Annotated in this window: 22 protein-coding genes and 1 tRNA gene; 21 read left to right on the top strand and 2 right to left on the bottom strand. The window is 53.7% G+C overall.

Features of this window, described 5'->3' with window-relative positions; translation table 11 throughout:
- The 19 genes from IEW12_RS28100 to IEW12_RS28190 form a co-directional block, all read left to right on the top strand.
- Positions 1-170 (top strand): EF-Tu C-terminal domain-related protein (locus IEW12_RS28100; protein WP_503826894.1); only part of this gene is annotated, 170 nt, incomplete at its 5' end.
- Positions 171-250: 80 nt separating this feature from the next.
- Positions 251-326, top strand: a tRNA-Trp gene (locus IEW12_RS28105).
- Positions 327-362: 36 nt separating this feature from the next.
- Positions 363-746 carry a preprotein translocase subunit SecE gene (gene secE, locus IEW12_RS28110; RefSeq protein ID WP_188569481.1) on the top strand — a complete coding sequence of 128 codons (384 nt, stop codon included), beginning with the start codon at positions 363-365 and terminating at the stop codon, positions 744-746.
- Positions 746-1,339 (top strand): transcription termination/antitermination protein NusG, encoded by a 594-nt coding sequence (gene nusG, locus IEW12_RS28115; protein ID WP_188569482.1) that lies wholly within the window; start codon positions 746-748, stop codon positions 1,337-1,339. The genes secE and nusG overlap by 1 nt, the downstream gene beginning before the upstream one ends.
- 140 nt (positions 1,340-1,479) lie before the next feature.
- Positions 1,480-1,911, top strand: a complete 432-nt coding sequence (gene rplK / locus IEW12_RS28120) for a 50S ribosomal protein L11 (protein ID WP_188569483.1) — start codon at positions 1,480-1,482, stop codon at positions 1,909-1,911.
- Entirely contained in the window at positions 1,911-2,606 is a 696-nt protein-coding gene (rplA, locus tag IEW12_RS28125; protein ID WP_188569484.1) for a 50S ribosomal protein L1, read from the top strand. Before rplK ends, rplA begins: the two co-directional genes overlap by 1 nt.
- 308 nt (positions 2,607-2,914) lie before the next feature.
- Complete coding sequence (rplJ, locus tag IEW12_RS28130; RefSeq protein ID WP_188569485.1) at positions 2,915-3,412, top strand: 50S ribosomal protein L10; 498 nt, start codon at positions 2,915-2,917, stop codon at positions 3,410-3,412.
- Positions 3,413-3,475: 63 nt separating this feature from the next.
- Positions 3,476-3,850, top strand: coding sequence for a 50S ribosomal protein L7/L12 (gene rplL / locus IEW12_RS28135; protein WP_188569486.1), 375 nt, complete (start codon positions 3,476-3,478; stop codon positions 3,848-3,850).
- Positions 3,851-4,131: 281 nt separating this feature from the next.
- A complete protein-coding gene (gene rpoB / locus IEW12_RS28140; protein ID WP_188569487.1) occupies positions 4,132-8,238 on the top strand; it encodes a DNA-directed RNA polymerase subunit beta in 4,107 nt (1,368 codons plus the stop codon).
- A gap of 94 nt (positions 8,239-8,332) precedes the next feature.
- Positions 8,333-12,571 (top strand): DNA-directed RNA polymerase subunit beta', encoded by a 4,239-nt coding sequence (gene rpoC, locus IEW12_RS28145; RefSeq protein ID WP_188569488.1) that lies wholly within the window; start codon positions 8,333-8,335, stop codon positions 12,569-12,571.
- A 166-nt stretch (positions 12,572-12,737) separates the two neighbouring features.
- A complete protein-coding gene (locus IEW12_RS28150; RefSeq protein WP_188569489.1) occupies positions 12,738-13,529 on the top strand; it encodes a biotin--[acetyl-CoA-carboxylase] ligase in 792 nt (263 codons plus the stop codon).
- A gap of 33 nt (positions 13,530-13,562) precedes the next feature.
- Positions 13,563-14,336 (top strand): type III pantothenate kinase, encoded by a 774-nt coding sequence (locus IEW12_RS28155; protein ID WP_188569490.1) that lies wholly within the window; start codon positions 13,563-13,565, stop codon positions 14,334-14,336.
- Between the two features lie 6 nt (positions 14,337-14,342).
- On the top strand, positions 14,343-15,023 hold the full coding sequence (locus IEW12_RS28160; RefSeq protein WP_188569491.1) for an SPOR domain-containing protein: 681 nt from the start codon (positions 14,343-14,345) through the stop codon (positions 15,021-15,023).
- Between the two features lie 328 nt (positions 15,024-15,351).
- Positions 15,352-15,582 carry a hypothetical protein gene (locus tag IEW12_RS28165; RefSeq protein ID WP_188569492.1) on the top strand — a complete coding sequence of 77 codons (231 nt, stop codon included), beginning with the start codon at positions 15,352-15,354 and terminating at the stop codon, positions 15,580-15,582.
- 423 nt (positions 15,583-16,005) lie between these two features.
- Entirely contained in the window at positions 16,006-16,488 is a 483-nt protein-coding gene (locus IEW12_RS28170) for a cache domain-containing protein (protein WP_188569493.1), read from the top strand.
- Positions 16,489-16,590: 102 nt separating this feature from the next.
- On the top strand, positions 16,591-17,355 hold the full coding sequence (locus IEW12_RS28175) for an IclR family transcriptional regulator (protein ID WP_188569494.1): 765 nt from the start codon (positions 16,591-16,593) through the stop codon (positions 17,353-17,355).
- A gap of 44 nt (positions 17,356-17,399) precedes the next feature.
- Positions 17,400-18,218, top strand: coding sequence for an N-formylglutamate deformylase (gene hutG, locus IEW12_RS28180; protein ID WP_188569495.1), 819 nt, complete (start codon positions 17,400-17,402; stop codon positions 18,216-18,218).
- 5 nt (positions 18,219-18,223) lie between these two features.
- Positions 18,224-19,609 carry a formimidoylglutamate deiminase gene (locus tag IEW12_RS28185; RefSeq protein WP_371874593.1) on the top strand — a complete coding sequence of 462 codons (1,386 nt, stop codon included), beginning with the start codon at positions 18,224-18,226 and terminating at the stop codon, positions 19,607-19,609.
- Complete coding sequence (locus tag IEW12_RS28190) at positions 19,606-20,184, top strand: HutD/Ves family protein (RefSeq protein ID WP_188569496.1); 579 nt, start codon at positions 19,606-19,608, stop codon at positions 20,182-20,184. The genes IEW12_RS28185 and IEW12_RS28190 overlap by 4 nt, the downstream gene beginning before the upstream one ends.
- A gap of 55 nt (positions 20,185-20,239) precedes the next feature.
- Here the strand turns inward: IEW12_RS28190 and IEW12_RS28195 are convergent, their stop codons facing one another.
- Positions 20,240-20,545: an NIPSNAP family protein gene (locus IEW12_RS28195; RefSeq protein ID WP_188569497.1), complete on the bottom strand. Its 306-nt coding sequence runs from the start codon at positions 20,543-20,545 to the stop codon at positions 20,240-20,242.
- Positions 20,546-20,650: 105 nt separating this feature from the next.
- Between IEW12_RS28195 and IEW12_RS28200 the strand changes: the two genes are divergently transcribed.
- Positions 20,651-21,310: a flavin reductase family protein gene (locus IEW12_RS28200; protein ID WP_188569498.1), complete on the top strand. Its 660-nt coding sequence runs from the start codon at positions 20,651-20,653 to the stop codon at positions 21,308-21,310.
- A 40-nt stretch (positions 21,311-21,350) separates the two neighbouring features.
- On the opposite strand, the gene IEW12_RS28205 is transcribed toward IEW12_RS28200, so the two are convergent.
- Entirely contained in the window at positions 21,351-22,100 is a 750-nt protein-coding gene (locus IEW12_RS28205; RefSeq protein WP_188569499.1) for an alpha/beta fold hydrolase, read from the bottom strand.
- Positions 22,101-22,232: 132 nt separating this feature from the next.
- Between IEW12_RS28205 and IEW12_RS28210 the strand changes: the two genes are divergently transcribed.
- A complete protein-coding gene (locus IEW12_RS28210) occupies positions 22,233-22,985 on the top strand; it encodes a phytanoyl-CoA dioxygenase family protein (protein WP_188569500.1) in 753 nt (250 codons plus the stop codon).
- The last annotated feature ends 81 nt before the right edge of the window (positions 22,986-23,066 follow it).

Below are 23,066 nucleotides of genomic sequence, written 5' to 3' on the forward strand. Positions count from 1 at the left end.
CTGGTTCGATCGAGTTGCCGAAAGACAAAGAAATGGTCATGCCAGGCGATAACGTGTCGATCACAGTAAAACTGATCAACCCGATCGCGATGGAAGAAGGTCTGCGTTTCGCGATCCGCGAAGGTGGTCGTACTGTTGGTGCTGGTGTTGTTGCCAAGATCATCGAGTAATTAGTAGTTCGGTAGTATATGAATAGACGCAGTGCTCCAGTATTGGATCACTGCGTTTGGTTCAAGAAGTTCAAAGGCGTAGGGGTGTAGCTCAATTGGCAGAGCGTCGGTCTCCAAAACCGAAGGTTGGGGGTTCGATTCCCTCCGCCCCTGCCACCATCATGGCCGCAGGGCATCGAAAGTAAATAGAGTATGTCTAACCATCCCGTTCAAACAGTCAGCACGTCAAATGACAAGTTCAAAGTCATCCTGGCGATCGTTGCTGTCGTTGCCGGTGTTGCTGCTTTTTATATTCTCGCGAATCAATCTACCTTGGTGCGTTCGTCGGCGCTGGTTGCCGGCCTGATCGTCGCTATTGGTTTGGCGTGGACTTCGGAAGCCGGTAAAGGTTTTATCGACTTTGCCCGCGAATCTGTGCGCGAAACCAAAAAAGTAGTTTGGCCTACGCGTAAAGAAGCGATGCAGATTACTGCCGTAGTGTTTGGTTTTGTTTTGCTTATGTCAATTTTCCTCTGGGGCACGGACAAGATTCTTGAATTCGTGTTATTGGAACTGGTTCTCGGATGGAAGAAATAATGAACGAAAACAATCAGGATAACGAAGCAGGTACAGAGCCAACAGTGTCTGTACCTAAAAGCGCTAAAAGATGGTACGCAGTGCATGCCTATTCAGGCATGGAAAAAAGCGTACAGCGCGCACTGACTGAGCGCATCGAGCGCGCAGAGATGCAAGATAAGTTTGGCCAGATCCTGGTGCCGACTGAAGAAGTGATTGAAGTAAAGAACGGCAAAAAAGCCGTTACCGAAAGGCGCTTGTTCCCAAGCTATGTATTCGTCGAGATGGAAATGACTGACGATACCTGGCACTTGGTTAAGAACACCAACAAGGTAACCGGTTTTATCGGTGGCAAATCCAACAAGCCGTCGCCGATTCCTCAGCATGAAGTCGATAAAATCTTGCAGCAGATGCAAGAGGGTGTCGAGAAGCCAAGGCCTAAGGTCTTGTACGAAGTAGGCGAAGTAGTACGTATCAAGGATGGTCCATTCACTGACTTTAACGGCAACGTGGAAGAAGTGAACTACGAAAAATCCAAAGTACGCGTTACTGTCACCATCTTCGGCCGCGCTACTCCAGTTGAACTGGAATTTGGCCAGGTAGAGAAGGTCTAAGCAAGCCTGCAAGAATTAGCGCCAGCCGGTGCGCAGCAATAGAAATATTGTTTAAACCGGCAAGTAGCAAACAGAGGAGCCCGTTAATACAGCAAGTTTGTGCTAGTGGGCGCTAACACTCAACTTATGAAGGAGCCATCATGGCAAAGAAAATCATAGGCTTTATCAAGCTGCAAGTGCCAGCCGGTAAAGCAAATCCATCCCCACCGATTGGTCCAGCATTGGGTCAACGTGGTTTGAACATCATGGAATTCTGCAAAGCGTTCAACGCGCAGACTCAAGGTGTAGAACCAGGCATGCCTATCCCTGTCGTGATCACTGCATTTGCGGACAAGTCTTTCACATTCGTGATGAAGACTCCTCCAGCAACTTACATGATCAAAAAAGCGGCTGGCATCACTAAAGGTTCCGCTAAACCACATACTGACAAAGTCGGCAAAATTACTCGTAAGCAAGCTGAAGAGATCGCGACCGTTAAACGCGCAGATCTGACAGCAGCGGACATGGATGCAGCAGTACGCACCATCGCTGGTTCGGCACGCTCCATGGGCATCACGGTAGAGGGTCTGTAATGGCTAAGTTATCCAAACGCGCAAAAGCGCTGAAATCCAAAGTTGACCGCCTGAAGGTATACCCATTTGATAGCGCTATTGCGTTGATCAAAGAGTGCGCAACTGCGAAATTCAACGAATCCATCGACGTTTCAGTTCAACTGGGCGTTGATCCTAAGAAATCTGACCAGGTTGTTCGTGGTTCCGTAGTATTGCCAGCCGGCACAGGTAAAACTGTACGCGTTGCAGTATTCGCAACTGGCGAAAAAGCTGAACAAGCTAAAGCAGCTGGTGCAGACATCGTTGGTATGGAAGATTTGGCTGAACGTATCAAAGCTGGCGACATGCCTTTTGATATCGTTATCGCTTCTCCAGACACTATGCGTATCGTTGGTACCCTGGGCCAGATCCTGGGACCACGCGGCATGATGCCGAATCCTAAAGTTGGTACTGTAACTCCTGACGTTGCTGGCGCGGTTAAAAACGCAAAAGCTGGTCAAGTTCAATACCGTACTGACAAGGCTGGTATCATCCACTCGACCATCGGCCGCAAGTCCTTTGGCGACGCAGATTTGAAATCCAACCTGGTTGCTCTGATCGAAGCATTGAACAAAGCTAAACCAGCGTCCAGCAAAGGTGTTTACCTGCGTAAGGTTTCCATCTCGTCCACTATGGGCGCTGGCGTACGTGTAGATCACGCAAGTCTGAACGCGTAATCAGCAAGAATTAAGTCCATGCACTGCTTATAGTGCGTGGCGCATCTTTGGGCTGACCGGTATCGATTTATCAATACCGGTCAGAGTGTCAAAGACCGTTGGGCGGCGTACATGCAAGCTGATGTACAAAGTTAAAACGAGCCGGGCGACCGGTTTTCCCAACGCAGATGGTGTACCCGAACAAGTTTGTAGTTACATCGCTGGCCCGCCAGTGTGGGACTCCTAACTTCGGACGCCGTGTTCGAAACGATATAAGGAAGTGGCATCATCCTGATGCGATGACCGAATATCATAATTGGAGGTTGACCGTGAGTCTCAATCTGAATGACAAAAAGGCCGTAGTAGCCGAAGTCTCTGCAAAAGTAGCTAAAGCACAGACTATCGTCGTGGCCGAATACCGTGGCATCCAGGTCGGTCATTTGACGCAATTGCGTGCTTCGGCACGTGCTCAAGGCGTATACATGCGCGTGTTGAAAAACACGTTGGCACGTCGCGCTGTTGAGGGAACTGCATTCGCAAGCCTCGCTTCTGAAATGACCGGCCCGTTGATCTATGCGATCTCGGAAGATGCCGTTGCTGCTGCTAAAGTCGTTCAAGACTTTGCAAAATCCAACGACAAGCTGGTTGTTAAAGCAGGTAACTATGCTGGTAAAACGCTGGATAAAGCTGGCGTTATCGCATTGGCAAGCATTCCTAGCCGTGAAGTTCTGTTGTCACAAGTGTTGGGCATGATGCAGGCTCCTGTATCCGGCTTCGCACGTGGCCTCGCAGCTCTGGCAGCAAAGAAAGAAGCAGAAGCAGCTTAATTGCTGTTTCGCGTAATTTCGTCAATACCGAATAGATGTAATACTAAATAATTGGAGTTTCAAATGGCAATTAGCAAAGACGATATCCTGGAAGCCGTAGGCGCGATGTCCGTAATGGACCTGAACGACCTGGTTAAGGCATTCGAAGAAAAATTCGGCGTTTCCGCTGCTGCAATGGCTGCACCTGCAGCTGGTGGTGGTGCTGGTGCCGCTGCTGCTGAAGAACAAACAGAATTCAACGTAATTCTGTCTGAAGTCGGCGCAAACAAAGTTGGCGTAATTAAAGCAGTTCGCGAATTGACTGGTCTGGGCTTGAAAGAAGCTAAAGATCTGGTTGACGGCGCTCCTAAAGCAGTTAAAGAAGCAGTTGCTAAAGCTGATGCTGAAGCTGCTAAGAAAAAACTGGAAGAAGCTGGCGCGAAAGCAGACATCAAGTAATATTGATGTTACAGGGCGAATTTCCGGATTCGCCAGAGTCAAAGATTGGAATCCTCTCAAAAGAGAGGGTTCCTCTTTGGCTTCTTCGTCGTTCTGGTTTGTAGTGTAATAGTAAGTTCTGCGGCAAGTTTATCTGCCCCAGTTTGTCGGCTCGAAGCTTAGTTTCAACATTGTAAGGGCTGAGACTTGAGGTTTCATGATGTATTTATTGAGTTTCCGGACTTGATATTGCAGTTTGAATCCTGAATTCTCCATCCTTCCTTGTCACTCACGGAGTGTCCATGCACTACTCATTTACTGAGAAGAAGCGTATTCGTAAATCTTTTGCGAAACGCGCTAACGTTCACAACGTTCCGTTCCTGCTGGCGACCCAGCTCGAGTCATATCTGGGCTTTTTGCAAGCCGACAAAGCACCGTCGTCCCGCAAAAACGAGGGCTTGCAGTCAGCCTTCACGTCCATTTTCCCGATCGTGTCGCATAATGGGTTCGCTCGTCTCGAATTCCTATCCTACGTTTTAGGTGATCCTGCTTTTGACGTCAAGGAATGTCAACAGCGTGGCCTCACTTTTGCATCTCCTTTGCGTGCAAAAGTGCGTCTGGTCATTCTGGATAAAGAATCTCCTACTAAACCGGTCGTTAAAGAAATGAAGGAACAGGAAGTCTACATGGGCGAATTGCCGCTCATGACGACTACTGGTTCTTTTGTTATCAACGGTACTGAGCGCGTTATCGTGTCCCAGTTGCACCGTTCGCCTGGCGTGTTCTTCGAACACGACCGCGGCAAGACACACTCGTCCGGTAAATTGCTGTTCTCGGCAAGGATCATTCCTTACCGCGGTTCCTGGCTGGATTTCGAATTCGATCCTAAAGACATCCTATTCTTCCGTATCGATCGCCGCCGCAAGATGCCGGTAACGATTTTGTTGCGTGCCATCGGCATGACCAACGAACAGATCCTGGCTAACTTCTTCGTCTTCGACAATTTCACACTGCACAATGATGGCGCAGAAATGGAATTCGTGTCCGAGCGCCTGCGTGGTGAAGTTGCACGTTTTGATATCGCCGACAAATCGGGCAAAGTCCTGGTTGCAAAAGACAAGCGTATCAATGCTCGTCACGTACGCGACATCGAAACTGCAGGCATCAAGCACATCTCCGTACCGGAAGACTACCTGCTGGGCCGCGTATTGGCGAAGAACATCGTTGATACCGACACAGGTGAAGTGATTGCCAATGCCAACGACGAGCTGACAGAAGAATTGCTCGGCCGTTTGCGCGAAGGCGGCGTCAAGGAAATCCAGACTCTGTACACCAATGATCTGGACCAGGGTGCTTACATCTCCCAGACTCTGCGTACCGACGACACAGTAGATCAGATGGCTGCGCGTGTAGCGATCTACCGTATGATGCGTCCTGGCGAACCACCGACAGAAGACTCCGTAGAGGCATTGTTCAACGGCCTGTTCTACAGCGAAGATCGTTACGATCTGTCCGCAGTGGGTCGCATGAAGTTCAACCGCCGTATCGGCCGTGACGAGTTGACAGGTCAGATGACCCTGTCCAATGAGGACGTGCTGGCTGTGATCAAGATCCTGGTAGAGCTGCGCAATGGCCGCGGCGAAGTCGACGATATCGATCACTTGGGTAACCGCCGTGTACGTTGCGTCGGTGAATTGGCTGAGAATCAGTTCCGCGCCGGTCTGGTACGTGTAGAACGTGCTGTGAAAGAGCGTCTGGGCCAGGCTGAAGCCGATAACCTGATGCCGCATGACCTGATCAACTCCAAGCCTATCTCTGCTGCTATCCGCGAGTTCTTCGGTTCTTCGCAGTTGTCGCAGTTTATGGATCAGACCAACCCGCTGTCCGAGATCACGCATAAGCGTCGTATCTCTGCACTGGGACCTGGTGGTTTGACACGTGAACGTGCAGGCTTTGAGGTGCGTGACGTTCATCCAACCCACTATGGCCGTGTCTGCCCGATCGAAACGCCTGAGGGACCGAACATTGGTCTGATCAACTCGCTGGCGCTGTACGCTCGTCTGAATGAATACGGTTTCCTGGAAACGCCATACCGCAAGGTTGTCGACAGCAAGATCACTAACCAGATCGATTACCTGTCCGCAATCGAAGAAGGCCGCTACATCATCGCTCAGGCGAATGCGACCATCGACGGCGCCGGTACTCTGGTGGATGAACTGGTTTCCGCGCGTGAAGCGGGCGAAACCATTCTGGTATCCCCAGAACGCGTTCAGTACATGGACGTGGCCACAGGCCAGGTTGTTTCCGTTGCGGCTTCGCTGATTCCGTTCCTTGAACACGATGATGCGAACCGTGCGTTGATGGGTGCCAACATGCAGCGCCAGGCAGTTCCTTGCCTGCGCCCAGAAAAAGCATTCGTCGGTACAGGTATCGAACGTACCGTGGCAGTCGATTCCGGCACGACAGTGCAGGCATTGCGCGGCGGTAAAGTGGACTACATCGATGCGGGCCGTATCGTTATTCGTGTGAATGACGCTGAAGCGCAAGCCGGTGAAGTCGGTGTAGATATCTACAACCTGATCAAGTACACACGTTCCAACCAGAACACCAACATCAACCAGCGTCCTATCGTTCAGGTAGGCGACATGGTTGCCAAAGGTGACGTTCTGGCTGACGGCGCGTCCACCGACCTCGGTGAACTGGCGCTGGGCCAAAACATGCTGGTCGCGTTTATGCCTTGGAACGGCTACAACTTCGAAGATTCGATCCTGATCTCCGAAAAAGTAGTTGCCGATGACCGCTACACATCGATTCACATCGAAGAGTTGTCGGTTGTTGCACGTGATACCAAGCTGGGCGCTGAAGAAATTACCCGCGATATCTCCAATCTGGCCGAGAACCAACTGGCCCGCCTGGATGAATCCGGTATCGTCTACATCGGTGCTGAAGTGACTGCCGGCGACACACTGGTTGGTAAGGTAACGCCAAAAGGCGAAACCCAGCTGACACCGGAAGAAAAACTGCTGCGCGCGATTTTCGGCGAAAAAGCATCCGACGTAAAAGATACGTCCCTGCGCGTGCCTTCCGGCATGGTGGGTACAGTAATCGACGTTCAAGTGTTTACCCGCGAAGGCATACAGCGTGACAAGCGCGCTCAACAGATCATCGACGATGAACTGAAGCGCTATCGCCTGGACCTGAACGATCAGTTGCGTATTGTTGAAGGCGATGCGTTTGAACGTCTGGAACGTATGCTGATCGACAAGGTTGCCAATGGCGGCCCTGCGAAACTGGCCAAAGGCAGCAAGATCACCAAGGAATACCTGGCGGATCTGGATAAATATCACTGGTTTGATATCCGTCCTGCTGACGACGATGCTGCTAAAGCTCTGGAAGCTATCAAGGATTCCATCGCTGAAAAACGTCATCAGTTCGATCTGGCTTTCGAAGAAAAACGTACCAAGCTGACACAGGGCGATGAATTGCCTCCAGGCGTACAAAAAATGGTCAAGGTTTACCTGGCTGTTAAGCGTCGTCTGCAACCTGGTGACAAGATGGCGGGTCGCCACGGTAACAAGGGTGTGGTTTCCCGTATCGTTCCTATCGAAGACATGCCTTACATGGCCGACGGTACGCCAGCGGACATCGTGTTGAACCCATTGGGCGTTCCTTCACGGATGAACGTTGGTCAGGTTCTGGAAGTGCATCTGGGCTGGGCGGCAAAAGGCCTGGGTCTGCGTATCGGCGAAATGCTGAAAGCCAAGGCCAAGGTCGAAGAACTGCGTGATTTCCTGAAGAAGATTTACAACGAATCTGGCAAGAAGGAAGACATCGACGGCTTCTCCGATACCGAGATCCTGGAACTGACAGCCAACCTGAAAAATGGCGTGCCTTTCGCAACGCCGGTGTTTGACGGTGCACACGAAGAAGAAATTCGTCGCATGCTGGATCTGGCTTACCCAGACCATATCGCCAAACAACTGGGCATGACGCCTTCGAAAAACCAGGTGACACTGTATGACGGTCGTACTGGCGAAGCGTTTGAGCGTAATGTCACCGTTGGTTACATGCACGTACTGAAACTGCACCATCTGGTCGATGACAAGATGCATGCCCGTTCTACAGGTCCATACTCTCTGGTTACGCAGCAGCCACTGGGCGGTAAAGCTCAGTTCGGTGGTCAGCGTTTCGGTGAGATGGAGGTGTGGGCACTGGAAGCATACGGCGCATCTTATGTGTTGCAAGAGATGTTGACCGTGAAGTCCGATGACGTTAATGGCCGTACCAAAGTGTACGAGAACCTGGTCAAGGGCGATCACGTGATCGATGCCGGCATGCCGGAATCCTTTAACGTTCTTGTTAAGGAAATCCGCTCCCTGGGTATCGACATCGACCTCGAGCGCGACTAATCAAATCCGGCCGCGCAGCCTCCGGGCTGTGCGGCAGATTTGATAGGCAAGTACAGTAATTAATGCATTTTTTCACACCTGACTGGAGTGATACATGAAAGCCCTGCTCGATCTATTCAAGCAAGTTCAGCAAAATGAACAATTCGACGCGATCAAGNCGATCAAGATTGGTCTTGCGTCGCCAGAAAAAATCCGTTCATGGTCCTACGGCGAAGTTAAAAAGCCGGAAACCATCAACTATCGTACTTTCAAGCCTGAGCGTGACGGCCTGTTTTGCGCCAAGATTTTTGGCCCAATCAAGGATTACGAATGCCTGTGCGGTAAGTACAAGCGACTGAAACATCGCGGCGTTATCTGCGAAAAGTGCGGCGTTGAAGTTACTCTGGCTAAAGTGCGTCGTGAACGCATGGGTCATATCGAGCTGGCTTCCCCGACTGCGCACATCTGGTTCCTGAAATCCCTGCCATCCCGTCTGGGTATGGTATTGGACATGACCCTGCGCGATATCGAACGCGTTCTGTATTTTGAAGCATATGTTGTGACCGATCCAGGCATGACTCCGCTGAAAAAATGCCAGATCATGTCGGAAGATGACTATGCTGCCAAGTACGAAGAGTACGGCGACGACTTTACTGCATTCATGGGCGCCGAAGGCATCCGTGAACTGCTGCGCTCCATCGACATCGACCGTGATGCCGAAGCGCTGCGCGTAGAGCTGAAAGAGTCCAAATCCGAAGCCAAGATCAAGAAATATGCGAAGCGTCTGAAAGTGCTGGAAGCATTCCAGCGTTCCGGCATCAAGCCGGACTGGATGATCATGGAAGTGCTGCCAGTATTGCCCCCGGAATTGCGTCCGCTGGTACCGCTGGACGGCGGCCGCTTTGCGACCTCCGATCTGAACGATCTGTATCGCCGCGTCATCAACCGTAACAACCGTCTGAAGCGCCTGATGGAATTGCGCGCTCCGGAAATCATCACACGCAACGAAAAGCGTATGCTGCAGGAAGCGGTTGATTCTCTGCTGGATAACGGCCGTCGCGGTAAGGCGATGACTGGCGCCAACAAGCGTCCGCTGAAATCCCTGGCTGAGATGATCAAAGGTAAAGGCGGTCGTTTCCGTCAGAACTTGCTGGGTAAGCGCGTCGATTACTCCGGTCGTTCCGTTATCGTGGTTGGTCCACAGCTGAAATTGCATCAGTGTGGCTTGCCGAAGCTGATGGCGCTGGAACTGTTCAAGCCTTTCATTTTCAATAAACTGGAATTGATGGGCCTGGCGACAACGATCAAGGCAGCGAAGAAACTGGTAGAAATCCAGGAGCCGGTCGTCTGGGATATCCTGGAAGAAGTCATCCGCGAACATCCTGTGATGCTGAACCGTGCGCCAACATTGCACCGTCTGGGTATCCAGGCGTTTGAGCCGGTCCTGATTGAAGGTAAAGCGATCCAGTTGCATCCGCTGGTCTGCGCCGCATTCAATGCCGACTTTGACGGCGATCAAATGGCGGTTCACGTTCCTCTGTCTATCGAAGCGCAGATGGAAGCACGTACCCTGATGTTGGCATCCAACAACATTCTGTTCCCGTCCAACGGCGAACCGTCTATTGTGCCTTCCCAGGATATCGTGTTGGGTCTGTACTACGCTACCCGCGAGAAAATCAACGGCAAGGGCGAAGGCATGATGTTCCCGGACGTATCCGAGGTCATCCGTGCTTACGACAACAAGGAAGTGGAATTGACGACACGTATCACCGTACGTATCGTTGAAAATCCAAAAGATCCAGCTACTGGTGAATTCGTGCGCACTATCAAGCGCTACGAAACCACCGTCGGCCGCGCAATTCTGTCCGAGATTCTGCCTAAGGGCTTGCCTTTCACCGTGCTGAACCGCGCGCTGAAGAAAAAAGAAATCTCCAAGCTGATCGATACATCCTTCCGTAAGTGCGGTCTGCGCGCAACGGTCGTGTTTGCCGATCAACTGATGCAGTCCGGTTTCCGCCTGGCGACACGCGCAGGTATCTCCATCTGTATCGATGACATGCTGGTTCCGCCGCAAAAAGTCACCCTGGTGGCGAGCGCAGAACACGAAGTCAAACAGATCGAACAGCAGTATGCATCCGGTCTGGTAACAGCTGGCGAGCGTTACAACAAGGTTGTGGATATCTGGGGCAAGACCGGTGACGAAGTCGGTAAGGCCATGATGGAACAGCTGAAAGTGGAAGACGTAGTCCGCCGCGACGGTAGCAAAGGCACTCAGGAATCGTTCAACGCGATTTACATGATGGCCGACTCCGGTGCACGTGGTTCCGCTGCCCAGATTCGCCAGTTGGCCGGTATGCGTGGCCTGATGGCGAAACCGGACGGTTCGATTATTGAAACACCGATCACCGCGAACTTCCGCGAAGGTCTGAACGTGTTGCAGTACTTTATTTCTACGCACGGTGCCCGTAAGGGTCTGGCCGATACGGCGTTGAAAACAGCGAACTCCGGTTACCTGACACGTAGGCTGGTTGACGTTACGCAGGATCTGGTTGTGATCGAGGATGATTGCGGCACAGCCAACGGCGCGTCCATGAAGGCGATCGTTGAAGGTGGTGAAGTGAACGTTCCGTTGCGTGACCTGATCCTGGGCCGCGTTGCTGCGAACGACATCGTCAATCCTGAAACGCAAGCCAACCTGTACGATGCAGGTACATTGCTGGATGAGAATGCAGTAGAAGAAATCGAACGTCTGGGCATCGACGAAGTCAAGGTTCGCACTCCGCTGACTTGCGACACACGCTACGGCCTGTGCGCAATGTGCTACGGTCGCGACCTGGGCCGCGGTACTCTGGTCAACGCTGGTGAAGCAGTCGGTGTTATCGCTGCGCAGTCCATCGGTGAACCAGGTACACAGTTGACGATGCGTACCTTCCACATCGGTGGTGCGGCATCCCGTGCAGCGATTGCATCTTCTGTTGAAGCCAAGTCCAACGGTACTATCCGCTTCACAGCGACTATGCGTTATGTGACTAACGGCAAAGGCGACCAGATCGTTATTTCCCGTTCCGGCGAAGTGCTGATCACGGATGACCACGGTCGTGAACGTGAACGTCATAAAGTGCCTTACGGCGCGACGCTGATCGTTAAAGACGGCATGGTGATCAAGGCTGGTATTGCACTGGCAACCTGGGATCCGCTGACACGTCCGATTATCACTGAGTACACAGGTACCGTGAAATTCGAAAACGTGGAAGAAGGCGTTACCGTTGCCAAGCAGGTCGACGAAGTTACCGGTCTGTCCACTCTGGTGGCGATCGATGCGAAACGTCGCGGCTCTGTGACCAAATCGCTGCGTCCACAGGTAAAACTGTTGAACGAACAAGGCGAAGAAGTGAAGATCGCCGGCACCGAACACGCAGTGACGATCGGCTTCCAGGTTGGCGCGCTGATTACTGTCAAAGACGGCCAGCAAGTTACCGTTGGTGAAGTCCTGGCGCGTATCCCGACTGAATCACAGAAGACTCGTGATATTACTGGTGGTCTGCCACGCGTTGCCGAACTGTTCGAAGCACGTTCGCCAAAAGATGCAGGTATGTTGGCCGAGGTTACAGGTACGGTTGCGTTTGGTAAAGAAACCAAGGGTAAACAGCGTCTGGAAATCACCGACATGGACGGTGAGAAGCATGAATTCCTGATCACCAAGGACAAGCAGGTTCTGGTGCATGACGGCCAGGTAGTCAACAAGGGTGAGATGATCGTGGACGGCCCTGCCGATCCGCAAGACATCCTGCGCTTGCTGGGTATCGAAGCACTGGCACGCTACATCGTTGACGAAGTGCAGGACGTGTACCGTCTGCAGGGCGTTAAGATCAATGACAAGCACATTGAAGTGATTGTGCGTCAGATGTTGCGCCGTGTTGCCGTAGTGAACCCAGGCGATGCCAACTACATCGTCGGTGAACAGGTAGAACGCTCCGAACTGCTGGATGAAAATGATCGCGTCACTGCGGCTGGCGGTATCCCTGCAACATACGAAAACGTATTGCTGGGTATTACCAAGGCTTCCTTGTCTACCGATTCCTTCATCTCTGCCGCGTCCTTCCAGGAAACGACACGTGTTCTGACAGAAGCAGCGATCATGGGCAAGAAAGATACCCTGCGCGGCCTGAAAGAAAACGTCATCGTCGGTCGCCTGATACCGGCTGGTACAGGTCTGGCATTCCACCGTGCCCGCAAGTTGAAAGAAACTTGGGAAGCGGATGAACGCTCGGCATTGCTGCAGGCAGAAAAAGCAGCATTTGCACCGATTCCTGAAGTAGCAGCGACCGATGCTGCGGCGGACGGCGAAGCGTAATTTAGCAAGTAGCAAGAATGAAAGCACCGTAGCGAAAAGCTCCGGTGCTTTTTTTTCGTACCTGCCGGGCACATGCCGTTGTATATGCCGGGTATGCTATTAATTTTGTAGAAATTTATCTGTCATCTTATTTGTCATCGCATTTTTCATTTTCTAAGCAAGCTGCATGAGCACTACACTGCATACCAATCAAATTATTCCCCTGCTGGACCAGTACGGCAGCCTGGCCGATGTGGAGGTAGTGGAAGAAACCGGTTCCACCAATGCCGACCTGATGGCGCGGCTGCATCTGCTGCAGGCTCCCGTGCTGCGCGTCGCCGAACGCCAGACCGCAGGCCGCGGGCGCGCCGGCAGGGTCTGGCGCTCGGTGCCCGGCGGTGTACTGACATTTTCACTGGCCTGGCGTTTCCGCAGGCAGGCGCAGGGCCTGCTCGGCTTGCCGCTGGCAGTCGGCGTGGCCGTGGCCGAGGTCTTGCTGGCCCAGAGCGTACCGGTGCAATTGAAATGGCCCAATGATATTTTGAAAGACGGCAAGAAGCTGGCCGGCATATTGATAGAAACCTCGCCAGTGCCGGATCAGGACGGCGGCGGCACCTGGACAGTGATTGGCATAGGCCTTAACCTGAGCATTCCGCACGAACTGGAGGCGGAGATAGGCAGGGAAGTCGCCGACGCGCCCTGGCTGGCGCAGATGGACAGGAACACGCTGATGGCTCACTTGCTGAATGCACTGGCCAAGGCCTTGCAGCAGTTCGAGCAGCAGGGTTTTGCCGCCTTTACCGGGCGCTGGAACAGCATGCATGCGTATGCGCAGCAGATGGTCCGCATCCTGGACCAGGGCCAGATTGTGCATGAGGGCACCGCGCTAGGCGTGGATGCCAACGGCTGCCTGTCCTTGCTGACGGCGCAAGGGCCGGTCACGGTGGTGGCGGGCGATGTATCATTGCGGCCTGTTTAGGCTATTCGGCCATTTTGGCCATTCGGAAAAAATATGCTGTTACTGATAGACGCCGGCAATACCCGGATCAAATGGGGCATCACGCAGCTAACCACAGCGGATAGCCCGGCCTTGCCTGCATGGCTGGCGGCAGGATCGCTGGCACATGCCGACCTGCCGCATCTGGCGGATGAACTGAAACCCTATGCGGTCACGCAGATACTGATATCTAATGTCGCCGGCGCTACAGTCAGGCAACTACTGGAAAGCAGCCTGGCGATCATCGCTCCCGGCCTTGCACCTGACTGGTTCAGTTCGCAGCCGCAACTGGCGGGCTTGCGCAATGCCTACCTCAATCCGGGCCAACTGGGCTGCGACCGCTTCGCATCGGCCATCGCTGCGCATGCCTTGTATCCGGGGCAGGACTTGATCGTTGCCACATGCGGCACGGCGACCACCGTTGACGCGGTCAGCGCAGATGGGGTATTCCACGGCGGTATGATACTGCCTGGCCTGAAATTGATGGCGCAGTCGCTGGCCAGGAATACGGCGCAATTGCCACAGGTTGCAGAGAGTGTTTCCGTTGAGGGCATTTTCGCTGATAATACGGATCAGGCCATTGTCAGCGGCTGCATTGCTGCGCAGGTGGGAGCGATCGAACATGCGGTTACCGCATGGCGGTCGTCGCAAAAAGCGGAAGTAAGCTGTATTGTTTCCGGCGGCGCGGCACCCTACCTGCTGGGGCGCCTAGGCGTGCAGCACAGGCACATGGAAAATCTGGTGCTGACCGGTTTATATCATGCAGCAAAATCATCAATGAATAACTAAAACCTTATGCTTAGATTCTTTTTCTGGAGCCTGCTAGTCGCCAATGCGCTGCTGTTTGCCTATACCCAGGGCTATCTCGGTACCTGGGGCATGGATGCGCATGAGCCGCAGCGCCTGAAGAATCAGTATCAGCCTGGGCAACTGCAACTGGTGTCTGCTGCGGTGGCAAATGCGATCGTGGATCCCAGCGCGGATAAAAAAGACGTGGTGACTGCTTGCGTGGAGATAGGCAGTTTTACGCAGGCAGATTTGCCGCGCATAGAAGACAGGCTGAAGCAGCTCGCGCTGGGCGACCGCCAATCGCGCACCAATGTGCAGGACGTTGCCACGCACATGGTCTTCATCCCATCCATGGGCAGCAAGGAAGGAGCGGACAAGAAGGCCGGCGAACTACATCGCCTGGGCATCAATGACTTCTATATCGTGCAAGACCAGTCCAATCTGCGCTGGGGTATTTCGCTGGGCGTATTCAAGACCGAGGACGCAGCAAAAGCGCATCTCGCCAACCTGAATAACAAGGGTGTGCGTTCGGCGCGCATAGGTGCGCGCAGCATCACGACAAATAAGTTCGCGTATCAGCTACGCGCGCTGAATGCGGAAGAGCAGGCGAAATTCGACAGTATCAAGATAGATTTCCCCGCGCAGGAAGTACACAATTGCCAGGCCACGGCGTATAGCAAAAACTAGCCTTGCCTAGTCTAGCCTTCAGCGCCAGCGGTACTCAGCAGATTTTCATGACAGCAAGCAATTGCACGTCCTCAACAAAAGCAAGGCCTGATCCCACAGCTTTCTAGGACGGCACTGATACCCGGTCTTCCTCCATCCCGGTAAGATGAACTCACATTGTTGATGGCTTGTTTCGCATTGTCGCTGGTGATAGTGCAAGGCGAGTGCAATATGTTCGGCAATGGAGGTCTCTGTATCAGAGATCCGGGATATCCGGCAGGCTGCATCTTTTTTAGTAACGCGCACCGGCTGGATGTCCCTCATTTTATTGACTTTATGAGGAACAAAGATGACTACTCAGCAAAATCAAAATAACCGTAATCAAAACCCGCAGGCTGGCAATAATCAGCAAAAACCCGCTACCCCTCCAGGCAGCGGCCATCAAAAGGATAATGCTGCACAGGCGGACAATAGCAAGAACCGCAACAGCCAGCAAAACTCCCAGCAGCAAGGCAACAAGAGCAATATGGGCAACCAGCAGCAAGACGCCGGTAATCAAACCCGCAATCCCAGCCGCTAATCAGCAGGCTCCAGCCTGACCGCGACTGAGAGCATGCATGGCTAGTAAATAGTAAAAGCCGATGCGAGCCCAGCCAACCTTAAGGCTTCACCGGTAGCTTAAGCTGCCAAGTTTCGGGGACTTTGGTCCCCGATCCACATTCCAGGCACATTCAAGACACGACAGAGGCACGACACCTGTCACATCCTGCAGTTGATGCCTTCCTCCCCCAAATTTAACAAAGATTTTCTTCTCCAATAGAAATGTTGTTTGAATGCATGACTATATCTGCCTATGCTGTCAGTGCGGGCAAGAGGATGGTTATGTGCATTTTTATAGCATCTTCGGCTTGCGAAACAATGCTTGTGACATTGTATAAATCATCAAGTTTGCAATAATTTCGTAATGAGCTTGCAGAACAACGATTTGAGCCGGGAGACAGAAATGACAGCCATTTTCAGGAGCGCAGCAGCGGCATTGCTTGCGTTCGTTAGCATCACCATCACAACCTCATCTGCGCTTGCCGCGACTGAGCATGGTACCGAGCAAGAAGCGATAGCCCTGGTCAAGCAAGCTGTTGCCTACTACAAGGCAAACGGCAAGGAAAACACCTTTGCCGAAATCAATAAGCCGGATGGGCAGTTCATTAACAAGGATTTGTACCTGTTCGTCGGCAGCACGCAAGAAGGAGGGGTGACGCTGGCCCATGGCGCCAATGCCAAGCTGCTGGGGAAAAATCTGAGTGAGATGAAAGACGTGGACGGCAATAAGTTCGTCAAGAGAATGGCGGAAGTCGCCAATAGCAAATCCGGCAAAGGCTGGGTTGACTACCGCTGGCCCAATCCCACTACCAAAGAACTGGAACAGAAAAGCACCTATGTAGAGCGGGTGGACGATATCTGGTTTGCCTGCGGTATCTATAGGTAAAATCTCAAATATGAGGTCTTGATTCCCGCCATATGGGAATCAAGGCTTGAATTCTCTCCGCAAGCTGCTAGCATAGGTCTCATCTTCCAGCTATCAGTTCCCATGCGGATTCCCCCAACACCCGATGCAACATCGCCAATACCCGTCAGTGAGCGGGTATTGCAGGTGCTTGCGGCGATTGCCCGTAGCGGCCATCCCATATCGGCGCGGGAATTGGCTGCACAAACCCAGCTACCCTTGAGCACCGTTTACCGTCACCTGCTCCCATTGAAGAAATGGGGACTGGTGCAGCAGCATGCGCAAACCGGCTTGTATGAGCCTGGGCCACTGGGTGTGCAGCTCGCCTGGGGCTTCGACCAGCATTCTTTTTTGATGAGCCAGGCCAGGAGCGAGATAGAGCAACTGGTCGCGCAATCCGGCGAGAGCGTGGGCTTGCTGGTGCATGTACAGCGGCAGGTGGTATGCCTGGACATGCAGGAGAGCGAACAAGCGCTGCGCTGTTCATTTGCCAAGGGCAGGGCCAATTCCCCTTTGCGCGGCGCCTCAGCCAAAGCGCTGCTGGCGTTTACGGCGAAGCCGGCGCAGGATTTGCTGATTGCGCATTATTTGCCGGAGCAGCCGGATGAGCAGCGCCAACTGAAGATAGTGCTACAGCAAATTTACCGGCAGGGCTATGCAGTGAGCGAAAACGAAGTGGACCAGGGTGTTTGGGGCGTCAGCGCCCCCGTCTTCTCCGGCAGGAATAAAATGGAAGCGACCCTGTCATTGATGGCGCCGGTCTCGCGCGCGGCAGCCAGACAAGACGAGTGGATACAACAAACCCTGGCTACCGCCGCCCGCATCAGCCAGCGCCTACGAGCTAGTTAAAATAATTTGCATCTTAATATGCATTTGTAAGGGGACACTACAACGTGAGCACCGCATTTCATTTCCATCAGGGCAGCAGCCCTTTGCTGATTTCCATGCCGCATGCCGGTATTGAAATTCCCGTAGACATCGCAGCTGCCATGCATCCCATTGCAGCCGTCAAGGCCGATACCGACTGGCATTTACCCTTGTTGTATAACATGGCCACGGAGCTCGGGGCTTCTGTACTGGTAGCGAATTATTCCCGCTATGTAATCGATTTGAACCGGCCTACCGACGACACCAACCTGTATCCTGGCCAGGACACTACCGGCCTGTTTCCAATAGATACCTTCAGCAAGCAGCCCCTGTACAAGGAAGGGATGCAGCCGGATGAGGCGCAGGCGCAGCAGCGCATAAAGCAGTACTGGCAACCCTACCATGTGCAGTTACAACAAGAGCTGCAGCGTATCCGGCAGCAGCATGGGATTGCTGTGCTGTGGGATGCGCATTCGATCGCCTCGCAGGTGCCGCGTTTCTTTGAAGGCAAACTGCCGGACCTGAATTTCGGCACTGCTGACCAGCGCTCCTGTGCCCCCGGCATGCAGCAGGCGCTGGCGGAGGCGCTGCAGTCGACCGAGGCCGCACGCTATAGCCATGTGTTCAATGGCCGCTTCAAGGGCGGCTATATCACGCGCAATTATGGCTCTCCGGCCCAAGATGTGCATGCGGTGCAACTGGAAATGAGCCAGTGCGTGTACATGAATGAAGCCGAACCGTTTGAATACCGGCCCGACCTTGCCGCGCAAGTGCAACCCCTGCTGCACAAGCTGCTGCTTGCCTGCCTGACGTGGGCAGATGCCAATAAAAAAGCAACGGCGTAAACGCAATGAATACGATGACTTCTGCCAATAATCTGTTCGCCCGCCATGCGCTGCTGCCGCAAGGCTGGGCCAGCAATGTCCGGCTGCACTGGGATGCGTACGGCGACTTGACTGAAATCGAGCTGGACGCCAGCGCCCATGCTTATGAAAAACAGCAGCACTTTGTGCTTCCCGGCATGGTCAACCTGCATTCGCATTCTTTCCAGCGTGCGCTGGCCGGCATGACTGAAACCGCGGGTGAGGGGCCGGACAGTTTCTGGACCTGGCGTGACTTGATGTACCGCACTGCGCTGAATATCTCGCCGGAGCAGATGCAAGTCATTGCTGCGCAGTTGTATGTTGAATGCCTGCGCCATGGCTACACCTCGGTTTGTGAGTTTCACTACCTGCATCGCGCGCAGGATGGCAATTTTTACACCGATATGACGGAAACCGCGCGCCGGGTGATCGCCGGCGCACGCGCCAGCGGCATAGGCATCACGATGCTACCGGTGCTGTATAGCTATGCGGATTTCGGCAAGCAGGCCTTGCGCACGGATCAACGGCGCTTCGTCACCAATGCCGAACAGATTTTGCAAATGCTGTCCCTGCTGGAAAATGCCCGTGACGGGCAGACCGAGGTTGGTGTTGCGCCACATTCGCTGCGGGCAGCAGACACACAGCAGATACGTGAGCTTGTCGCTGCCCTGCCTGCCGACCGGCCCGTTCATATCCATATCGCTGAGCAGCAAAGGGAAGTCGGTGCCTGCCTGCAAAGCACAGGCAAGCGCCCGGTAGAGTTATTGTTTGATACGCAGCAAGTAGACCGGCGCTGGTGCCTGGTGCATGCAACGCATTTATCCAAGAGCGAACTGAGGGCAATCGCCGCCAGCGGCGCGGTGGCCGGCATTTGCACCACGACGGAAGGCAATCTGGGTGACGGCTTCTTTGACTTGCCCGACTATATTGCCGCCGGTGGCCGCTTCGGCATAGGCAGCGACAGCCATGTGTCGCAGAGCCCGATTGAAGAATTGCGCTGGCTGGAATACGGGCAAAGATTGCGCACGCAGCAGCGCAATGTGGCCAACCTGGCAGGGCGCCGCCGCGTCGGCGACTTCCTGTGGCAGGAGGCCCTGGCCGGCGGGGCGCAAGCATCTGGGCGCAAGCTGGGCAAGCTGCAAATCGGTTCGCGAGCGGATATACTGGTGCTGGACGATCAGCATCCCAATCTATATGGTGTAGCGGTGGAGGATGTGCTGAACACCTGGATATTTACCGGCAACGACAACCTGGTCCGCGATGTGCGGGTAGGAGGGCAGCTCATGGTGGAAAACGGCAGGCATGTGAACCAGGCGACTATCGCCGGCTCTTATCTCAGCGCAATGACGGCCTTGCGCAAGCTGCCAAAATGATGACGCTGCTGCCGGTCGCTGCACGTGTTGCCAAGCCATGGAAAAACGGTGGCGGCAGCACCAGCGATATCCTGGTAATGCCTGAGAATGCAGGCCTGGATGATTTCGACTGGCGCCTCAGCATCGCGACGATAGGCGGCATAGGTCCATTTTCAGAATTCAAGGGAGTGGACCGCAGTCTTAGCCTGCTGGAAAATGCCGGTCCGGAACCGCTGTGCCTGCTGGTAGATGAAGTGCGCTTCCAGCTGGATAGCCAAAATCCCAGCCTGAGGTTTTCCGGCGAAGCCAGGGTGCGCACCGAAGCAGGTGGCGAGCCGCATGTCGTGCTGAATGTGATGAGCAGGCGCGATTGCTTTACGCATCTGCTATCCACGGTGCGTATCTCCGGCTCACAGCAGATTGAACTCGATGATGCTATTCATATCCTGCTGGCGCAGCAAGGCGAATGCCGGATCGTGAACACCGGCCAGACGATACGTCCTTATGACGCAGTGCTGGTACAGCAAGAGTCCTCCATTCATCTGGAGACGGGTGCGGAGGCCAGCCTGCTATTGATCGCCATTAAACCGGCCTGATCGTTGTAGCCGAAACTCATCTCACTGCTATGAGCGAAATAAGCTTTCGCATTGTCTATTCAAATACCGGCCTGAAAAAACTGCGCTCATAGCTGATAAAGCAACGGGTATCATCCGCGTATTGAAACGCAGCCTGGCATGCCGGATCTTGCGCGGACTTGGTCCTGTATTCCTCATACAAAGCCAGGCTGGGAAAGCTGAACAAGGCCAGCGCGACATTGCTGGCGCCTTCCGACGGCATGAAGTAGCCGTGATGCGTGCCGCCGAATTTTTCCACCAGCGGTATCCATAATTTGCCGTAGTGTTCGAACTCTTTTTGTTTATAGGGATCGATGATGTAGCGCAGGTAACAGGTAATCATGGCGGCCTTGATGGATGGGAAAATGGGAGCGTGAACTTGCTTGACGGTTCTTGCCTATAATAAGCAACAGCAGGAAACGACATTCTATACAAGAACCCGGGAATTATGATGAGCACAGTCTTTCGCAGCCTTGATGTCAGTCAACTCAGCACCGGTGAGGCATACCGCATACTGAACAATATGGTGTCGCCGCGCCCCATCGCCTTTGTGTCCACGCGTTCAGAACTCGGCGTGCCCAACCTCGCTCCTTTCAGTTATTTCATGGCGGGCGGCGCCAATCCTCCTTCCGTCGTAGTGTCGCCGGTCGGCACGCATACCGGCAAGCCCAAGGATACGCTGGTGAATATCCGCGCTACCGGCCAGTTCACGATCAATCTGCTGAGCTATTCGATGATCACCGGCATGAATCAGGCTTCCTATACCTACCCGCATGGAGAGAGCGAATGGCCGCATACCGGCTTCACCCCCGTACCATGCGTCAAGGTCAAGTGCGACAGGGTTGCCGAGAGCCTGATTGCGATTGAATGCGTGTTGCATCAGATTGTGCCGCATGGGGAGGGCACGGCGTCAGCCAACTACGTGATAGGCGAAGTCGTGTATTTCCACGTTGCCGAAAGCCTGTATGGAGAAGATGGGCAGATAGATCCAAGAAAAACCGACTATGTCAGCCGCATGGGAGGCGACTGGTACACCCGCACTACGCCCGACACCATGTTCGAGCTGGGGAGGCCGGAAAGTGCGGAAACACAGTGGCGCAATAAGTGAGCGAAATAAGTGGGAGAACAATAAGCAAGCGAACAATAGGCTAGTGCTGTTGCAGGAAGGCGATAATGTCGGGCAGCAGCGCCTTTGCCGCAAATAAAGTGCTCGCGTGATTGGTGCCGGGAACGATCAGCAGTTTTTCTGCGTGCAGATCCTTAGCGGCTTTTTCTATTGTTGGCAGGCGCCGGTCGCCATCGCCGGAAAACAGCATCAGCGGCGCCGTGATCTCGGCCAGCCTGGGTTGATAGCCATCGCGGTCACGCGCTGCCGCAGCGAGCGCAGCAAGGTCGTTGTGCAGAATAAACGGACGAGCCTCCTTGCTCACCGTCTCGCCGATAAAATTTTCCAGTGCACTGATAAAAGCATCCGGGTCACTGCCATCTAAAGCGGCAAATGCGGATAAGCTATCTGCATACGGATGCGCTCCGCCTATGATCAATGTAGCTACCAATTGCGGATAGCGCAGCGCCAGGCCGAAGGCCAGCCAGCCACCCATGGAATAGGCCAGTACATGGCAGCGCTGCACCGCCAGTTCGGCCAGAACTGCGCGCACATCGTCGATGCGCTTTTCCAACGCATAGGCATCGTGATCGTGAGGCTTGTCGCTGAGCCCGTGACCGCGCAGGTCGATCAGGATGACGCGGTAATATCTTTCCAGTGCGGCGACATAACCAGTCATCTGCCATTGCTTGCTGCTGGAGCTGAAACCGTGCAGCAGTACTATCGCCTCACCCTGGCTATGGCCATGGGTTTCGTAGTAGATTTTCGTTCCGTCATTGTTCGCATAGGGCATATATAGGCTCTTGGTAGCGTATGTTATCAACCTAGTGTGGTTAGCCTGTTCAGTCATGCCGTGCCAGTAAGCCGGGCTTCGCACCGATCCCGTAAAAGGCTTAAAATGAAGGCCTATCATAAGAGACTATTTATGCTCAGTCCTGAACAAATTTCCGAATTCCAGCAGCAAGGTTACCTTATCTTGCGTGGCCTCGCCGGCCCTGCATTTTGCGAGCAGGTGATCGCCTTCGCACAGCAACAACTGGCAGAGCAGGTTGCACCCATAGAGTTTGAAGCCGACCTGAAGTATCCGGGTGCTCCCGCATCACGCACCGACGAGGGCGGGCACACAGCGCGCCGACTGTTGCGCGCCTATGGCCGCGGCGAATTATTGGCAAACTGGGCAACGGGAAATGCCATCGTGCCGGCTTTGAAGCAGTTGCTGGGGCCGCAGGCCAAGCTGTCGCAAGCACATCATAATTGCATCATGACCAAGCAGCCGCAGTATTCCAGCATTACCGGCTGGCACAGGGATAGCCGCTACTGGAGTTTTCAACGCGCCGAACTGGTGACGGTATGGCTGGCCTTGCGTGACGAGACGGTAGAGAATGGTTGCCTGCTGGTGATACCGGGTTCGCACAAGGTGGCAATACAGTCGCAGCAACTGGACGATGCACAGTTTTTGCGGCCTGAGCTGGAAGACAATCAGGCGCTGATACGGCAGGCAGTCAGCGTGCCCTTGCAACAGGGTGATGTGCTGTTTTTCAGCAGCAACCTGTTTCATGCTGCCGGCAAGAACCAGACCGCTCAGACCAAGTATTCGATGGTATTTACTTATCGGGCTTTGGATAATCCGCCTGTGGCAGGGTCGCGGTCGGATAGTTTGCCGGAGGTGGCTTTGTAGTGATGGTTGTGAGTGCCTGAGATGGGCAACCTTATTTTAAGGTTGCTGGCCGGGGGTAGCCCGGCGGCTACCTACCTTTTT

Source organism: Parundibacterium terreum (assembly GCF_014636315.1).
Classification (GTDB): Bacteria; Pseudomonadota; Gammaproteobacteria; order Burkholderiales; family Burkholderiaceae_D; genus Undibacterium; species Undibacterium terreum.

Bases quoted from the DNA above. Each gene is read 5' to 3' on its own strand.
- rpoB (WP_188569487.1), top strand. From the start codon at position 4,132: ATGCACTACTCATTTACTGAGAAGAAGCGTATTCGTAAATCTTTTGCG.
- secE (WP_188569481.1), top strand. From the start codon at position 363: ATGTCTAACCATCCCGTTCAAACAGTCAGCACGTCAAATGACAAGTTC.
- IEW12_RS28165 (WP_188569492.1), top strand. From the start codon at position 15,352: ATGACTACTCAGCAAAATCAAAATAACCGTAATCAAAACCCGCAGGCT.
- IEW12_RS28155 (WP_188569490.1), top strand. From the start codon at position 13,563: ATGCTGTTACTGATAGACGCCGGCAATACCCGGATCAAATGGGGCATC.
- rplK (WP_188569483.1), top strand. From the start codon at position 1,480: ATGGCAAAGAAAATCATAGGCTTTATCAAGCTGCAAGTGCCAGCCGGT.
- nusG (WP_188569482.1), top strand. From the start codon at position 746: ATGAACGAAAACAATCAGGATAACGAAGCAGGTACAGAGCCAACAGTG.
- rplL (WP_188569486.1), top strand. From the start codon at position 3,476: ATGGCAATTAGCAAAGACGATATCCTGGAAGCCGTAGGCGCGATGTCC.
- IEW12_RS28190 (WP_188569496.1), top strand. From the start codon at position 19,606: ATGATGACGCTGCTGCCGGTCGCTGCACGTGTTGCCAAGCCATGGAAA.
- rplA (WP_188569484.1), top strand. From the start codon at position 1,911: ATGGCTAAGTTATCCAAACGCGCAAAAGCGCTGAAATCCAAAGTTGAC.
- IEW12_RS28200 (WP_188569498.1), top strand. From the start codon at position 20,651: ATGATGAGCACAGTCTTTCGCAGCCTTGATGTCAGTCAACTCAGCACC.
- IEW12_RS28205 (WP_188569499.1), bottom strand. From the start codon at position 22,100: ATGCCCTATGCGAACAATGACGGAACGAAAATCTACTACGAAACCCAT.
- IEW12_RS28175 (WP_188569494.1), top strand. From the start codon at position 16,591: ATGCGGATTCCCCCAACACCCGATGCAACATCGCCAATACCCGTCAGT.
- IEW12_RS28195 (WP_188569497.1), bottom strand. From the start codon at position 20,545: ATGATTACCTGTTACCTGCGCTACATCATCGATCCCTATAAACAAAAA.
- IEW12_RS28185 (WP_371874593.1), top strand. From the start codon at position 18,224: ATGAATACGATGACTTCTGCCAATAATCTGTTCGCCCGCCATGCGCTG.
- IEW12_RS28150 (WP_188569489.1), top strand. From the start codon at position 12,738: ATGAGCACTACACTGCATACCAATCAAATTATTCCCCTGCTGGACCAG.
- IEW12_RS28210 (WP_188569500.1), top strand. From the start codon at position 22,233: ATGCTCAGTCCTGAACAAATTTCCGAATTCCAGCAGCAAGGTTACCTT.
- IEW12_RS28170 (WP_188569493.1), top strand. From the start codon at position 16,006: ATGACAGCCATTTTCAGGAGCGCAGCAGCGGCATTGCTTGCGTTCGTT.
- IEW12_RS28160 (WP_188569491.1), top strand. From the start codon at position 14,343: ATGCTTAGATTCTTTTTCTGGAGCCTGCTAGTCGCCAATGCGCTGCTG.